Origin of the sequence: Nocardia sp. XZ_19_369 (assembly GCF_015355715.1) — a bacterium.
In the GTDB taxonomy this organism is placed as follows: Bacteria; Actinomycetota; Actinomycetes; order Mycobacteriales; family Mycobacteriaceae; genus Nocardia.
In genome coordinates this window covers 549,165-563,698 of the sequence record NZ_JACVED010000006.1, presented here as the reverse complement: position 1 = coordinate 563,698, position 14,534 = coordinate 549,165, and the positions used below count along the sequence as shown (strand labels likewise).

The 14,534-nt window shown below is 67.2% G+C and carries 15 protein-coding genes and 1 pseudogene; 7 read left to right on the top strand and 9 right to left on the bottom strand.

Going from position 1 to position 14,534, the window contains the following annotated elements:
- Positions 1-103: 103 nt before the first annotated feature.
- A complete protein-coding gene (locus tag IBX18_RS24765; protein ID WP_194836015.1) occupies positions 104-295 on the top strand; it encodes a DUF3072 domain-containing protein in 192 nt (63 codons plus the stop codon).
- A gap of 41 nt (positions 296-336) precedes the next feature.
- On the opposite strand, the gene IBX18_RS24760 is transcribed toward IBX18_RS24765, so the two are convergent.
- From IBX18_RS24760 to IBX18_RS42285, 5 genes and pseudogenes are all read right to left on the bottom strand, one after another.
- A complete protein-coding gene (locus IBX18_RS24760) occupies positions 337-1,110 on the bottom strand; it encodes a hypothetical protein (RefSeq protein ID WP_194835895.1) in 774 nt (257 codons plus the stop codon).
- An 88-nt stretch (positions 1,111-1,198) separates the two neighbouring features.
- The gene (locus IBX18_RS24755) at positions 1,199-1,918 is read right to left on the bottom strand and encodes an energy-coupling factor ABC transporter ATP-binding protein (RefSeq protein WP_194835894.1); all 720 of its coding nucleotides are present in this window, start codon (positions 1,916-1,918) and stop codon (positions 1,199-1,201) included.
- Positions 1,915-2,676 carry a cobalt ECF transporter T component CbiQ gene (cbiQ, locus tag IBX18_RS24750; RefSeq protein ID WP_306796390.1) on the bottom strand — a complete coding sequence of 254 codons (762 nt, stop codon included), beginning with the start codon at positions 2,674-2,676 and terminating at the stop codon, positions 1,915-1,917. Before cbiQ ends, IBX18_RS24755 begins: the two co-directional genes overlap by 4 nt.
- Complete coding sequence (locus IBX18_RS42290; protein ID WP_228541759.1) at positions 2,677-3,036, bottom strand: PDGLE domain-containing protein; 360 nt, start codon at positions 3,034-3,036, stop codon at positions 2,677-2,679.
- A 51-nt stretch (positions 3,037-3,087) separates the two neighbouring features.
- Positions 3,088-3,732 (bottom strand): annotated as a pseudogene (locus IBX18_RS42285) (energy-coupling factor ABC transporter permease); the annotation flags it as partial.
- Between the two features lie 136 nt (positions 3,733-3,868).
- Here IBX18_RS42285 and IBX18_RS24740 point away from each other — a divergent pair.
- Complete coding sequence (locus IBX18_RS24740; RefSeq protein WP_228541758.1) at positions 3,869-4,219, top strand: helix-turn-helix transcriptional regulator; 351 nt, start codon at positions 3,869-3,871, stop codon at positions 4,217-4,219.
- 142 nt (positions 4,220-4,361) lie between these two features.
- The gene (locus IBX18_RS24735; RefSeq protein WP_194835891.1) at positions 4,362-4,544 is read left to right on the top strand and encodes a YegP family protein; all 183 of its coding nucleotides are present in this window, start codon (positions 4,362-4,364) and stop codon (positions 4,542-4,544) included.
- Between the two features lies 1 nt (position 4,545).
- Here IBX18_RS24735 and IBX18_RS24730 read toward each other — a convergent pair whose 3' ends face one another.
- Together IBX18_RS24730 and IBX18_RS24725 are read right to left on the bottom strand one after the other, a co-directional pair.
- On the bottom strand, positions 4,546-5,082 hold the full coding sequence (locus IBX18_RS24730) for a hypothetical protein (protein WP_228541645.1): 537 nt from the start codon (positions 5,080-5,082) through the stop codon (positions 4,546-4,548).
- A gap of 823 nt (positions 5,083-5,905) precedes the next feature.
- Positions 5,906-7,387, bottom strand: a complete 1,482-nt coding sequence (locus IBX18_RS24725; protein WP_194835890.1) for an FAD-dependent monooxygenase — start codon at positions 7,385-7,387, stop codon at positions 5,906-5,908.
- Between the two features lie 92 nt (positions 7,388-7,479).
- Here IBX18_RS24725 and IBX18_RS24720 point away from each other — a divergent pair, with 92 nt between their 5' ends.
- Positions 7,480-8,112, top strand: coding sequence for a TetR/AcrR family transcriptional regulator C-terminal domain-containing protein (locus IBX18_RS24720; protein WP_194835889.1), 633 nt, complete (start codon positions 7,480-7,482; stop codon positions 8,110-8,112).
- Between the two features lie 275 nt (positions 8,113-8,387).
- Here the strand turns inward: IBX18_RS24720 and IBX18_RS24715 are convergent, their stop codons facing one another.
- Both IBX18_RS24715 and lexA read right to left on the bottom strand, forming a co-directional pair.
- Positions 8,388-10,376: a glycosyltransferase family 39 protein gene (locus IBX18_RS24715; RefSeq protein ID WP_194835888.1), complete on the bottom strand. Its 1,989-nt coding sequence runs from the start codon at positions 10,374-10,376 to the stop codon at positions 8,388-8,390.
- A gap of 146 nt (positions 10,377-10,522) precedes the next feature.
- Positions 10,523-11,254, bottom strand: a complete 732-nt coding sequence (gene lexA / locus IBX18_RS24710) for a transcriptional repressor LexA (protein WP_194835887.1) — start codon at positions 11,252-11,254, stop codon at positions 10,523-10,525.
- Between the two features lie 318 nt (positions 11,255-11,572).
- On the opposite strand from lexA, the gene IBX18_RS24705 reads away from it, so the two are divergent.
- The 3 genes from IBX18_RS24705 (at position 11,573) to nrdR (ending at position 14,460) form a co-directional block, all read left to right on the top strand.
- Positions 11,573-12,112, top strand: a complete 540-nt coding sequence (locus IBX18_RS24705) for a hypothetical protein (RefSeq protein WP_194835886.1) — start codon at positions 11,573-11,575, stop codon at positions 12,110-12,112.
- A 312-nt stretch (positions 12,113-12,424) separates the two neighbouring features.
- Positions 12,425-13,681, top strand: coding sequence for a hypothetical protein (locus IBX18_RS24700; RefSeq protein ID WP_194835885.1), 1,257 nt, complete (start codon positions 12,425-12,427; stop codon positions 13,679-13,681).
- Positions 13,682-13,989: 308 nt separating this feature from the next.
- Positions 13,990-14,460, top strand: a complete 471-nt coding sequence (gene nrdR, locus IBX18_RS24695) for a transcriptional regulator NrdR (protein WP_040736946.1) — start codon at positions 13,990-13,992, stop codon at positions 14,458-14,460.
- Positions 14,461-14,534 lie beyond the last annotated feature (74 nt).

Here is a 14,534-nt window from a genome sequence, read left to right as displayed (position 1 = left end):
CGGTTGCACCACCCGACACTGCCGCTCGACTGCGGTGGTTGAGGATCGATGATCCGGGTAAGTAGGGGTCGAACATGCGTTCTGTCGAGTGTGAGGAGCGATGATGGTGCAGCCGAATCCGGAGAAGGATCCCGAGCAGTGGACCACCGGTGACGAGCCGATGACCGGGCCGCAGAAGTCCTACCTGCAGACCCTGGCCCAGGAGGCGGGCGAGGAGGTGCCGGAGGGGTTGACCAAAGCGCAGGCGTCGGAGCTGATCGATGAGCTCCAGCAGCGCACTGGTCGCGGCGCCTGAGGTCGTCGGCGCCGGTCGCTACTCGGTGCGGGTAGCGATATCTACTTGCGGCAGTCGGTGAGGATGAAGGCGGCTGTCAGCTGCGGTGTGAGGCCGATGTCGTCGAGGTCGAGCCGGGCCCACGCCGAGATCTCGGCGACCAGGGGCAGCGTGCCGGGCGCCGCGAGCCTCGCGAGGTGCCGCATCCCTATCGGGGTGGCTTGATAACAGGTTCCGTGCGGCAGTAGATGGACGTAGCACAGCTCGGCGAGCAGCCACTCCCAGTCCTCGTCTTCCCGTCGCAGCGCGGCGAAAAGCGTAGGGACGTCCCCCGGGATCTCGTCCGGGTCGTCTTGCGACACGATCGGCCAGTCGATGTCGCCGAGACCGGCCAGTTCGTCGGCGGGCAGTAACGCGTCGGCCGACGGGACCACGTCGGCTGGCAGCTCCCAGTGGGCGTCCGGCGGAGGATCGGGAAGCGGTGGGAGCAGCGGGATCGGCGGGCGCGCACCGGGATTGCGGAACAGCAGGTCAGCGTCTGCGATACCTTCGGCTACGTCCTCGACGTACTCGACCAACGCGCCGGCCGATCGGGCGCCGTTCTCGCGCGCGATCGCGGCAGCGGCTTTGCGGACCGCTGTCATCGTGCGCTCGCCCAGCTCGTCGGCTGAGTAGGGTCCCTCATCGAAGACGGTGACCATCCACTCCCGCTGCCACGGCGACACACCCACGTATGCGAAGCCGTAGGCGAGCAGCGCCTGCGCCAGGTCGATCGCGGTGTCCTCGGCCGGGGCGGCGAAATGATGTCTCCCGCCCAGTGAGTCCCGATTCGTCATTAGCTGAAGCCATCTTCCGACGTCATGTGAGGAGGCCGCCCCGTCGGCCAGACGCCGGTGCAAGCCTTCAATGGTCCGCTCGAGCGGCTCAGCTCAGGCGATGTTTGGCCAGAAGCACTGCGTCATCGAGGATTTCGTTGGTGGGGCCGTCGGCGACTATGCGGCCTGCGTCGAGGATGACCACGCGGTCGCAGATGCGTTGGGCGTAGGGGAGATCGTGGGTGACCATCAGGATGGTGGTCGGCAGGGTGGTCAGTACGTCGGCCAGTTCGCGGCGGGCTACGGGGTCGAGGTTGGCGGCGGGTTCGTCCAAGACGAGTACTTCTGGTCGGCAGGCCAGGACGGTGGCCAGTGCGGCGCGGCGGCGCTCGCCGACGGAGAGCTGGGTGGGGGAGCGCTCGGCACGATCCGACATGCCCACCGCGGCGAGGGCATCGCGGACGTTCTCGGTGAGCTGGGCGCCGCGGACGCCGAAATTCGCGGGTCCGAAGGCGACGTCTTGTTCGACGGTCGGCATGAACAGTTGGTCGTCGGGGTCCTGGAAGACCAGGCCGACGCGTTGGCGGATGGTGCGGACAGTGCTGCGGTCCAGCAGGATTCCACCGATCCGCACCTCGCCGGATGCCGGAGTGAGCACGCCGTTCAGGTGCAGCATCAGGGTGGATTTCCCGGCGCCGTTGGGGCCGAGGACGGCGATCCGTTCGCCGGGGGCGATGTCGAGGTTCACGCCGTGCAGGGCGCCGGTGCCGTCGGGATAGGCGAACGTCAGGTCGACCAGACGTACTGCGGGCGTTGCGGATTCGGTCATCGGATCACCCAAGCAGTGACGCAGATACAGACCGCGATGACAGCGGGCACACAGCCGAGCATCCATTGCGTCCGCGTCGCGGGCCGGGCGCCGAAATCCGGTACGGCACCGGTGAATCCGCGCGACAGCATCGCCAGGTGGACGCGTTCCCCGCGTTCATAGGAACGCAGGAACAATGTGCCCGCACCGCGTGCGGTCGCACCTGCTTGGCGCAGGGTTCGTGGGTCGTCGCCGCGAGAAATCCGCGCCACACGCATCCGGCCGGCTTCCTCCAGCAGGAGGTCGACGTAGCGGAGCATCAACACCACGATGGTGACGATCATGCCGGGCACGCGCAGTCTGGTCAGGCCGGCCGGCAATTCGCGCACGCTCGTCGTCGCGGCCAATGTGAGCGAAACTCCCACGCCGATGGTCCCTTTCGCGACAATGCCCCACGCGGCATACAGCCCGGTCGTCGACAGCGACAGTCCGAGAAACGTCGTCCTCGGCGCACCCGCCGCGAACGGCAGCAGGACGGCGAGCACCACGAAGGGCAGTTCGATGAGCAGTCGCGGCGCGATCCAGCGCAACGGGATATCCGCCCAGCGCCACAGCGCGACCAAGCCCAGCGCGTAACAACCGAAGGGCCAGAACAGTTCTCGCGGAGTCGCCACGACGGCGAAGACGGTGAGTACCGCGCAGACGATCTTCACTTCGGCCGGTACCCGGTGCGCCGGTGAACTTCCCGGCAGATACAGGCGGTGACTGGCAACCGCCACTTACGTCGACCCCGACTCGGTCACCGCGGCAGTGTCTTTCCGTCGTCCCATCCGGATCAGGTTCACCACCGCGAACAGCACCGCGAAAGCCGCGGCCACCCCGAGAATGCCTGCGACACCGGTCAGTTTGTCGTCGCCGTCGATCGTGTAGTCGGCCAGTGGTGAGTTCGCGAGATGGTGGTCTTGCGCGTTCTTGGCGATGCAGTCGCCCTGGAGCTCTTCGGCGCCATCGACCTGGACCACGGTGCAGCCGCGCTGCGTGGTCGCGTCCAACCCGTCCGGCTGCGAACTCGCCACATAGGACAGCAGTCCCGCGACGAGCACGGCCACCGCGGCGAACGCCAGCAGGAATCCGGTCATCGAGAGCTTAGGCCGCAATGGTGTTGTGGCGGTGCGACGTTGACCGCTTACCCGCAGCAGATAGACGAGATCGGGTCGGGCGTTGACCACGGCGACGAGTGTGATGGCGGTGATGATCCCTTCCCCGACACCGATCAACGCGTGGGTGATCAGCATGTATCCGGTGACCGCGCCGACGGTCGAGCCTGCCGCGCCGCCGACCAGGTACTCGACGACGAAACCCGAAGCCGCGCCGACGGTTCCGACGAACGCCGCGACGAATCCGACGATCCCGATCCCCGCGTCGGCGCGCCGCCGGGACAGCACCGGCAGCAAGAGGCGGGCGACCGTGTAACCGACGGCGACCCCGATCAATGCCATGTTCGTGATGTTCGTACCGAGCGCGGTCAGCCCGCCATCGGCGAACAGAAGTGCCTGCACGACAAGAACAATCGCCACGCACAGCGCCCCGACATAGGGGCCGACCAGAATCGCGGCGAGCGCGCCGCCGAGCAGATGCCCGCTCACCCCCGGCAGGATCGGGAAGTTCACCATCTGCACCGCGAAGATGAACGCCGCCACCAGACCAGCCATCGGTGCGGCCCGCTCGTCCAGCTCGGTGCGGGCCCGCCACGCCGCGAAGCCCAGGCCCGCGACCGCGATCACCGCGAAGATCAACGAGGTCGGCGCGTCGACGATGCCGTCGCTCATGTGCATGGCTTGGGTTGTACTGCTCACTCCTCGAGACGATACCCGCGATACCTGATCAACTGAACATATGTTCTGATGTTCACAAGCGCTGGTCGTATTCGCCCAGGAACGGCAGAGTAGACGTGTGGCAGTGAGCATTCCGCTGGATCCCGATCACGCCGACCGCGCCGCATCGGGTCTGGCTATCGCAGGCATCGAACGCTGGGCGAACCGTTTCGAGCTCTTATCCGATGCCAACCGGCTCCGGCTGCTGCTGTGCCTGCACCACGCCCCCGACATCAGCGTCAGCGACCTCGCCGCCGCGGTCGGCATGTCCGGCACCGCCGTCTCGCACGCCTTACGCCTACTCCGCCAACAGGGTTGGGTCGCCGCCGCCAAACACGGCCGCATCGTCCGCTACCGCCTCGCCGACGACACCGTCCACGACCTGCTGCACTGGATCGGTGCGACGCATGCGGAGGAACCGCTCGGGAAAGAAGCGGCGACCACTTGATCTCGCGGGAGCGAGCCCCCAGTTCTGCTAACCGCAAATGGTTAGCTACCGGTAGTGACTCCTTCGCGAGGATTGAGAAAACGCTGGACGGTTACTCCTTCGAACGACAGGAGTTATCCGGTCGAGCGAAAGAAGAGCAACCATGGCCGCCAAATTCGAGTTGTACACGGACAAGGCATCGAAGACCCGCTGGCGACTGAAGGCGTCGAATGGCGAGGTCATCGCCGCGAGCCAGGCTTACGAAAGCAAGGCCGCAGCCAAGAACGGCATCGAGTCGGTCAAGAAGAACGCCTCCGTCGCGACAATCGACGACCAAACCGAGTAGGTCAGTTGGCACCGTAAACGATCGCGCCGCCGCAGACCTCCCACCCTTTCCCGTCGCGGGTCGCACCGCGCAGTCCATCGCGAACCCCGGCGCCCGCCAGCGCGCCACACCGCGGATCAGCCAGCGACCCGAACGCGAACGTGCGTCGCGCGGTCCAGTCCGTGGAGTGCACGAGCCGTCTGCTCAATTGGACGAAACCCGCGACTTCCGCCGCGATCACCCAAGCGTCGGGCGCCCCTGCGGTGAGCCGCCGCGCCTGCCGCAGCCAGGAAGCAGCATCCTCCGGCCAGTCGACGACCGCTGACACATGGAAACCGCGCTCGCGCCATGTGGCGGCGAATGCGTCCGCCGCAGCGACGGAGTTGGCATCTCGACTGTGCCCAATGCTGACGGTCGTACCGTTGCGCAGACCTTGCCGCACCATCGTCAGCAGCCGCTCCAGCTCGGCATCGGTGTGCGGTAGGGGAGTCGCACCGATGGGAGCCAGATTTCGCAACCTCGGCGATGGACGACTGTCGCCGCGCATCACCTCGGCCACCCGCCAAGGGAGCTCAGCCGAGCGCGAAGCGTGGTTTCCGGACAATCTGAGTTGCAGGCTCACATGAGGAAGACGCCGCCAACCCGTCCACCGTGAGATTCCCAGTCGGCACTCGGCAATGCCTCGGCTCCGGCCCACCTCTGGCCTCCGTCCCGAACCTTGCCCCCAGCCTTCGATCCCCGGCGTTGGTCGTGGCCCGACGCCCTACCCTGGCCGTGGTCATCCAACCTTGGCCGACGACTGCCGACTGCCGACTGCCGAGGTCCGGCCGCCGAGGGCCGAGGGTCGACCGCCAAGGTCGGCCACCGAGCATCGCACCAAGCGCCGAGGGTCGGCCACCGAGCGCCAAGCGTCAAGCGCCGAGGGCCGACCGCTGGCCACCGAGCATCGACTGCCGACTGCCGACTGCCGACTGCCGACTGCCGACTGCCGACTGCCGACTGCCGACCGCTGAGGGCCGACCGCCACGGTCCGGCCACCGAGCATCGAGCGCCGAGGGCCGAGCGCTGATGGCTGACCGCCACGGTCCGGCCACCGAGCGCCAAGCATCAGCCACCAAGCATCGACCGTCGAGCGCCAAGCACCAGCCACCGAGCATCGACCGCTGAGGTCCGACCGCCGACCGCCGACCGCCGACCGCCGACCGCCGACCGCCGACCACCGACCACCGACCACCGACCACCGACCGCCGACCACCGACCACCGACCACCGACCACCGACCACCGACCACCGACCACCGACCACCGACCACCGACCACCGACCACCGACCGGGACAGCATGGAGGTGAACGGCGGGTGGGCGCTCTGCCGCCCGCCGACGGCTCAGACCGCTGGGCCGAACCAGGTGGTCAGTGCTTCGGCGAGGCCGTCGGTACCGGGTTCGGCGCTTACCCAGGCTGCGTAGCCGTCGGGTCGGATGAGGATGGCGGCGGGAACTGCGATGTCGCCTACGCCGGGGATGGGCCAGTGGGTGGCGCTGCTGCGGGCGTCGATCACGTCGACTCGGTCGTGCCATCCTGCTGCCGATGGGATCTGGTTTCCGTTGAGGCGCACCAGGATTGGTCGGCCCGAGCGCAGTAGTTCGCATACTCGGGTGGCGCCTGCGGCGGTGGTGAGGTCACCGTCGGGCACCCGTCGCCCGGCGAGTGGATGATCGCCCTTGACGTCGTAGCGGATGTCGAGGGCGGTGATCATGAGTCCGAGCCGTTGCCGCACCGCGTCCATGTCGATCAGGTCGCTCAGCACAGTGCGCAGCGCTTCGGTGTGCGCGCCGGGCCGCTGTAGTGCGGTCTGCGCCCTGGTGTTGTTCAGGACGCGGGCGCCGACTGGATGGCGTTCGGATTCGTAAGTGTCGAGCACCGCGTCTGATCCGTTGCTGTGCAAGGCGATTGCGAGTTTCCAGCCGAGGTTGACTGCGTCCTGGGCGCCCAGGTTCTGGCCTTGGCCGCCTGCGGGGTAGTGGATGTGTGCGGCATCTCCGGCCAGGAACACGCGTCCGTCGCGGTAGCTCGTCGCCTGACGGGACGCGTCACCGTAGTGGGTCACCCAGCGTGGGCTGTGCATGCCGAAATCGGTGCCGGCGATCTCGGCGAAATTGGCCCGGAAGTCCTCGAACGTCAGGGTTGATCCGCGCGGCATGACGAGGTCGTGTCGCTGGACGACCAGTCGATACCAACCGGGCTCGAACTGGACTGCGGAGAAATCGCCGCCGCCGCGACGGTGGCCGAAGAACTGCTCCGAGGGCGGCTCGGCCAGTTCGACGTCGGCCAGCATCCCGGTCATCGTCGCGTCGGTGCCGACGAAGTCGATGCCTGCCAGCTTGCGGATCGCGCTGCGCCCGCCGTCGCAACCGACCAGGTAGTCGGCCCGAATTCGGCGGGTGCCGTCCGGTCCGCCGACTTCGACGTCGATCCCCGTCGCGTCCTGCTGGAACCCGACGACCGGCGATCCCCACCGCACCGGCGCCCCGAGTTCGGTTGCGTGCCGGTCGAGTTCGCGCTCGACCACCGATTGCAGCACGGCGAGCATGTACGGATAACGAGTGTCGAAGTCGCTGAAATCCAAAGGGAGCGCGCCGAAGTGGCCGGCCTGCATGATGCGTCCCTGTGGCAGCAAACAGTCGAGTAGTCCACGCTGGTCGAGGATCTCCATGGTGCGGGCGTGGATGCCGCCGGACCGTGATTCGCCGGTGCGCTGCGCGAGCCCGTCGAGCAGGACAACGTCCACGCCGGCTAGTCGTAATTCGGCGGCCAGCATCAGTCCGGTAGGCCCGCCACCAGCGACAACTACTTGGGTCGTCTCCATGACCTTCTCCTTAACGATGTTAAGCTCTTTAACGATGTTAAGGAGACATGAACATTGTTAAGCTGTCAACCGGTTCGAAACAGGAGGCGGCTGTGAAGCTCGATACCCAGGTCATCGCCCAGGCGGCGCTGAACCTGCTCGACGACGTCGGCCTCGACGGGTTGACCATGCGCAAGGTGGCGGCCGCGCTCGACGTGCAGGCCCCCGCGCTCTACTGGCACGTCAAGAACAAGCGTGAACTGCTCGACGCGATGGCACGTACCGTCTTCGTCGCCGCCGTCGACGGCTTGGAGGCACCGCGGCGCGGGCAGGGCTGGCAGGACTGGACCATCCAGCTCGCCAGCAGACTGCGCCGGTCGATGCTGCGCTACCGTGACGGCGCGAAGGTGCTCGCGGGCACCTACGTCAACGACGAAGCAATGTGGCGCACAGTGGAATTGACGCTGCGCACGCTGGAGGACGCGGGCTTCGCGATGGTCCAATCGGTCCGCGTCTTCCCGATCCTGCTGCACTACACCATCGGCTTCGTCATCGAAGAGCAGGCGCGAGCCGGCGCCGAATACGACGACAACCCCTACCGGCCCGAGCGCCTCGAAAACCTCATCGACGCAACTCGATACCCCTTGACCACCGCGCTGGTCGACGAGCTTTTCACCGCCGATCCCGACGCCGAGTTCGACCACGGCCTGCGCGTCATCCTCGCGGGAGTCGTCGCCACCCGATGAGACGACCTGATTCGGTCCGGCGGCACCCGCAACGGGGATCCGCCTGAATCGCCATGTCCCGCACGGCCGTAACTTCATGACCGAACGGGACACGTCGGCGGCGCTTCTCGTACTTTGCCGGCGGGCCGAGACGACCTGATTCGGTCCGGCGGCACCCGCAACGGGGATCCGCCTGAATCGCCATGTCCCGCACGGCCGTAACTTCGTGATCCAACGGGACATGGCGGCGGCCCTTCTCGCACTTTGCCGCCGCAATGTCCCGTCGATCATGAACGTCAATGCGGCGTCACCGTCAGGTCGTAGACAGCTACGTTGCCGAAGTGGACCGGGGTGTAGTGCACGGCAACCCACTCCGCGATGTCCTTGTTCCCCGTCGGCCGCCACAGGCCGTTGCCGGTGTGCTGGCCCGGTTCCGGGATGATTCCCGGCTGATCGGCGACTTTCCAGGCGTCGGGCAACTTCACTTCCTGCGCAAGGTAATACGTGACCTGGTGGGTGCTGACCAAGTACTCGAAGTCGGGGAGGGTGGGCACCGGATCGTCGGAGGTGAAGCCGCCGATGGCGATCACGGGGGTGCGACTGGCCAGCTCCAGGCTCGCGGCCGTCGAGGACCGATCGACGGCGGCCGACCAGGTGGTCGTGGTATTCCGAAGCAGTTCGACGACCTGCGGTTCGGTCGAGCCGTCGAGGAACGCGGTGACCGCGCGGCGGACTTCGTTTGCGGGGCCAGACTTTTCGGGTTCGGCGGGACCGACGGTCGGGCCGCCGCCCACGTGCGCCTGCGGCAAGGTTGCCGCCGCGTAAGCGGTGGAACCGCCGAGTCCGGCCAGCACGCCCACGATCACCAGCACCGAGGTGGTCCGGGTGCGCAGCCGACGCGATACGGCGGGGAAGGCGCCGGCCAGCAGCCCGAGCGTGGCGAGCGCTGCCACGGTGAGCAGAATCCAGCGCAGCCACGGCAGCCACTCGGAGTTGCGTTGCAGCAGAACGAAAGCCCACCCGGCCGTAGCCAGAACCAATGCGGCAGCGGCAATTCGGCCGAACGCCTCGTCGCGCCGCCGCCAAGCTTCGTGCACACCGAGCGCGAAGGTCGCCGCGACGGCAGGCCCGATGGCCAGTGTGTAGTACGCGTGCATGCCACCCTGCATGGTGGTGAACGCGATGCCGTCGATGATCAACCACAATCCGAAAACCATTGCCGCACCGCGTATCGGATCGGTGCGCGGCGCCCGCCGGCGTGACGCCAGCACAATCCCGAAGGCCAGCAGCGCCGCGGGCAGCAGCCAGGAGATCTCGAATCCGATCTCACCGGTGAACAGCCGCCACGGCCCCGATCCACCGACGCCGCCGAAGCCTGCCCCGAGGTCGTGGGGCATCTCGTAACCCGGCGGCAGCTCGAAGCGGTTGCCGCCCTTGTGATTCTGGCCGAGGAAGCGCGCGAATCCGTTGTAGCCGAGCACCAGATCCATGAACGTGTTGTTGGTCGACCCGGCGAGGTAGGGCCGCGACGAAGCGGGCCACAACATGGTCAGCACGACGTACCAGCCGGACGAAACGATCAGCGCGACGGCGGCACCGGCCAAGTGCCACAACCGATTCCGCAGCGTCGTCGGCGCAACGATCAGATAGGCGACACCCAGCGCGGGCAGCACCATCAACCCTTCGAGCATCTTGGCCAGGAACGCGAATCCGAGGGCGACGCCCGCCAATGCCAGCCAGCGTGCGCTCGCCCGCTCCAGCGCCCTGATCGTGCAGTAGGCACCCGCTGTCATCAGCAGCACCATCACGGCGTCGGGATTGTTGAACCGGAACATCAACGCCACCACGGGGGTCAATGCCAGCACCGCCCCGGCGAGCAGCCCGGTGCTCCGGCTGCCGGTCGCGCGGGCAACCGCCGCATAAAACAACCAGACCGCGGCGACCGCCATCAAAGCCTGCGGGACCAGCATGCTGGCACTGCTGAATCCGAACAGCTGCCCGGACAGCCCCATCACCCACTGGGAGACCGGCGGCTTGTCGACGGTGATGAAGTTGCCGGGATCGAGCGACCCGAACAGCAGCGCCTTCCAGCTCCGTGAACCGGCCCAGGTCGCGGCGGCGTAGAAGTTGTTACCCATGCCGTTGACGGTGATGTGCCAGAGATACGCGACCGCCGTACCGATCAGCAGCGCGGCAAGTCCGGCCCGCTCCCAGCGGCGAGCCGGGGATAGGGCCGTTGCGGTGGTTGCCTCGGGCAGGGCCGGTTCAGCACTGATCACGGTCACTGCTGGAGCATGACCCGCGCAGCGGTGAAGGCGCTGGGCGCTCGCTGGCAATGTGCTGTGAACGATGCCGCAGGATCCGCGACGGCGGTATCAGACGCGAACGGCCGCACGGATCACCGTGCGGCCGTTCGCGTATCGAACTCCGGCTAGATCTTACGGATGACCGTCACGACCTTGCCGAGTACCTGTGCGTCATTGCCGGGAATCGGCTCGAACACCGGGTTGTGCGGCATCAGCCAGACATCCTTGCCGGTGCGCTTGAACGTCTTCACGGTCGCTTCGCCGTCGATCATGGCGGCGACGATGTCACCGTTGTCGGCGACGTTCTGCTGCCGCACCACCACCCAGTCACCGTCGCAGATCGCCGCGTCGATCATCGACTGCCCGACGACCTTCAGCAGGAACAGCGATCCCTCGCCGACCAGTTCGCGGGGCAGCGGGAACACGTCCTCCACGGCTTGCTCGGCGAGAATCGGTCCACCGGCGGCGATTCGGCCGAGGACCGGCACGAACGTCGGCGTTGGCCGGTTCGGATCGGCTGCGCCCGTATCGGATTCGTCGACGGCGGCGGCGTGCAGGGTGGTCACCGCGCGCCCCACCTCGTCGAGGCCGCGAACATCGACGGCGCGTGGACGATTCGGGTCGCGACGCAGAAAGCCCTTGCGCTCCAGTGCCCGCAGCTGATGAGCCACCGAGGAGGTGGACGTCAGCCCGACGGCGTCGCCGATCTCCCGGATGCTCGGCGGGTAGCCGCGCTCGCTCACCGAAGACCGGATAACCTCCAGCACTTTGCGTTGACGCACGGTGAGATCCGCTTCGGTAACCGCCGTGTCGACGCCGCCTTCGCTCTCTACGCCCGTGTCGTCTGTGTGCCTCACCGCAACCGCCCTTCCGTGCTGTATCCGGGCTGATCCGCCGCCCGGCATATCCCTGCATGGCCTGTCTTGAATTTCGTCTTTCGAATCTAGTCCGGTCGGGCCGATGTTTCAAACATCTGTTCGAGGAGTGTCGGGCGTTTCCTGCTGACATTGTCGGCGGCACGTGGTAGAAATCGAACATCAGTTCTTCGAACACCTGAGCGAACAATGCATCGAAAAGCGGCACTGAACAGCGGTACCGAGCAGCCCCACCGGTCCGCCCAGCTCGAACACCCCAGCTCGAACACAGACGGAGCACCCACCACGGAGGTTTGTCCGATGAGCACTGCGATCAGCGACATCAACACGGAGATCGGCGCGCCGGGCACGGATCTCGCACGGCGTGTCGACGATGTTCGCGATGTCGGCACGCGTGAGGTCGACTCGCGCGACACCGATTCCGCCGAGATAGATCTCGCGTTCGCGACGGTCCCGCGCGTGCATCGAGGCACGTTGCGTACGCGCGCAGTGGATTCGGCGCATCGGTCGACCGTGGACCGGCGCCCGCGTGGCGCGCGGCCCGGTGGTGGGGTCGTCGTATACGACCGTGGCACACGGAATTCGCCGGTGCGCCAGGCCCGCGGCGCCCACCCGGTCGAGCTGGTCGAGCAGGCGCAGGTCGGTTTCGCCGTGCTCGCGGTGGCCGCGCTGTTGAGTGCGCTCGTGGTGGCCGCGTTGATCACGCTGGCGCATCTGCGGGCGGGGGACTGGGGTGGGGATGCCGGTACCGGCACGGTGCCCGCCGTGATCGACGGGCAGTCGGTGGTCGTGGATTCCGTGCCCGGAAGTGTGCTGCCGCAAGGTGTCAGCACCCGTTGACGACATCGCCCGACATTTCGGGCATTGCTTCCTGGATGGTTCTCGGCCTGCCAGCCAACTAGTTGCTGCCGCCGTAGTAGCACGCTTGAATCGGCCTCCGAGGTGGCGGCGATGCTGCACTTCGGGTCGAAACCTCTCGGCAAACGCGCGCATTGCGGGAGCAGTGTGGCAGCCCTCGACCGTGCAGCCGCAGAGTGGCCGAATTTGTTGATCATCAACTAGAACATGTTGTTAGTGTGCTGAACACGTGATCTGGCAAAGCTCTTTGCCACACGCGGCCGTCGCCTACGCACGAGTTCGGGACATCTAGCAATGACGCATCTCGCCACCGCCGGACGCTCCACCCGGCTGCTCGCCCGAACTTTCGGGATCGCCCTCTGTCTGGTCTTCGGGGCCGCCACCATCCCGGCCGCCCATGCGGCGCCCGCCTACGCGGACTACCTCGACCTACCCGCCGCCAACGGTGACGGCGCGGGCGGCGGCGGGCTGAATCCGGCGCTCCCGCTGGACGAATCGACCCTGTCCGCCGCGGTGGACGCGGCGCGCGCCGACGGCGTGTCCCCGCGCCGGTACGCGACCCTGCTGCATCAGTACTGGCTGGTCGTCGCGACCCGCAACGCCGCCATCGACCTCGCGGCCTGGGATCCGGCCCGCGGCGTCCGAGCCAACGAACGCACCTTCAATCAGGTGTACGTCAATTACCTGCGGCTCACCACGCAGCATCCGCAGTTCTACTGGACCGGCCTGGCCGGTATCGCGGGCGGCTCGTTCGCCTCGGGCTTCTTCGACATGAGCGACGTGGGCGTGGTGCTCGACGTGCCCGGCATCCACCAACTCGGTGACACCGTCGCCGACCTCCTGCGCCACACCCCACCAGAATTGGTGCGCGAACTGCCCGCCGACATCCGGCTGCTCGCCACCGAGGGCTCGCGGCTCACCGTCGAGGACGTCGCCTGGTACCAGACCCGGCTGATGATCATGCAGAAGCACATCTTCACCGACCTGGTCCCGATGCACGAGGCCTACATCGCGCTGGGCATGCGTGGCATCGACGAGATGTACGAGGCCGGCGTGCTCGACGACGACATCCACACCGCATGGCAATCCATCGCCCAGGGCACCCGCGAGGGCAATATCGACGCGCTGATTCGGATGACCGATCGCGAACAGAACAGGGTGATCGCCGACCAGTGGGACGCGACCGCCGCGGGCCGCGCCCCGATCGGCCGGGTCCTCACCTACGTGAGCACCATCGCGGGCAAACCCGCCGTGCCCGGTGTCCGCGCCCCGGGCGTGTTCGCACCGGCCACCGTCCGCGCCGAGCTAGGCGGCCGCACCCTGGCCCTGCGCACCTCGCTGCCCGACTTCAACTGGGCCGACCGCGACACCCGCTGGACCTACATCACCGGTGACCTCGTCCCGCGGCACATCGACATGGAGATCAACCCCGCACTCGCCCCCGCTGTGCTCGGCGAGTCGTTCTGGAACAAGCTGGCCCGTGGCCGCCTGATCCCGCGCCTGCCCGAGCTGATCGCCGACCTGACCTCGCAGTGGCAGATCGTCGAATAGCTCCGCCGCCACCGTCGGCCAGCCGATCATGCGCCCAGCGCCCAGCGCAGGTGCGTGCCGACGAAGTGGCGACGATCAGCGGCGAGCGGACCGGCGATCCCACGGACAATGCCGGTGGGTACAGGGTGAGTGAGACATCCCGGGTACCCGGACGGGTATCCTCGAAGTGCTATGCAGGTATTCCGCATATCGCCTGAGGTTTACCTGGTGCCGGGGTCTAGGCCCCTGTACACGTGCTCGCCGGGACGGTCACCCCGATCGGTTGCCGGGCCGGCCGCGAGCACGCGCATCGACGAAGGATCCCCCGGATGCATTGCCCGTACTGCCGACACCCCGACTCCCGGGTGGTGGACTCGCGCGAGGCCGACGAAGGCGCGGCCATCCGCCGCCGCCGCGCGTGCCCGCACTGTGGGCGGCGGTTCAGCACGGTGGAAACCGCGATCCTGTCCGTGGTCAAACGCAGCGGCGTCACCGAACCGTTCAGCAGGGAAAAGGTCATCCGCGGTGTCCGCCGCGCCTGCCAGGGGCGGGAAGTCGACGACGACGCACTGAACCTGCTCGCGCAGAAGGTGGAAGACGCGGTGCGCGCCAAGGGTTCTCCCGAGGTACCCAGCCACGAGGTCGGTCTGGCCATCCTCGGACCGCTGCGCGACCTGGACGAGGTCGCCTACCTCCGCTTCGCCTCCGTCTACCGATCCTTCACCTCCGCAGCGGATTTCGAACGCGAGATCCAGGAGATGCGTAGCGCCCGTGAGGCGGCCGCAGTGCCCGCCGAATAGCAACAGCCGCAGACGGTTCGATTTCCCGCACCAGGAATCGCATGCGATTCCTGGTGCGGGAAATCAGTTTCCGT

Excerpts from the sequence above, each read along its gene's own strand:
- IBX18_RS24760 (WP_194835895.1), bottom strand. The coding sequence starts at position 1,110 with ATGACGAATCGGGACTCACTGGGCGGGAGACATCATTTCGCCGCCCCG.
- nrdR (WP_040736946.1), top strand. The coding sequence starts at position 13,990 with ATGCATTGCCCGTACTGCCGACACCCCGACTCCCGGGTGGTGGACTCG.
- IBX18_RS24765 (WP_194836015.1), top strand. The coding sequence starts at position 104 with ATGGTGCAGCCGAATCCGGAGAAGGATCCCGAGCAGTGGACCACCGGT.
- IBX18_RS24755 (WP_194835894.1), bottom strand. The coding sequence starts at position 1,918 with ATGACCGAATCCGCAACGCCCGCAGTACGTCTGGTCGACCTGACGTTC.
- IBX18_RS42290 (WP_228541759.1), bottom strand. The coding sequence starts at position 3,036 with ATGACCGGATTCCTGCTGGCGTTCGCCGCGGTGGCCGTGCTCGTCGCG.
- IBX18_RS24700 (WP_194835885.1), top strand. The coding sequence starts at position 12,425 with ATGACGCATCTCGCCACCGCCGGACGCTCCACCCGGCTGCTCGCCCGA.
- IBX18_RS24735 (WP_194835891.1), top strand. The coding sequence starts at position 4,362 with ATGGCCGCCAAATTCGAGTTGTACACGGACAAGGCATCGAAGACCCGC.
- IBX18_RS24725 (WP_194835890.1), bottom strand. The coding sequence starts at position 7,387 with ATGGAGACGACCCAAGTAGTTGTCGCTGGTGGCGGGCCTACCGGACTG.
- IBX18_RS24705 (WP_194835886.1), top strand. The coding sequence starts at position 11,573 with ATGAGCACTGCGATCAGCGACATCAACACGGAGATCGGCGCGCCGGGC.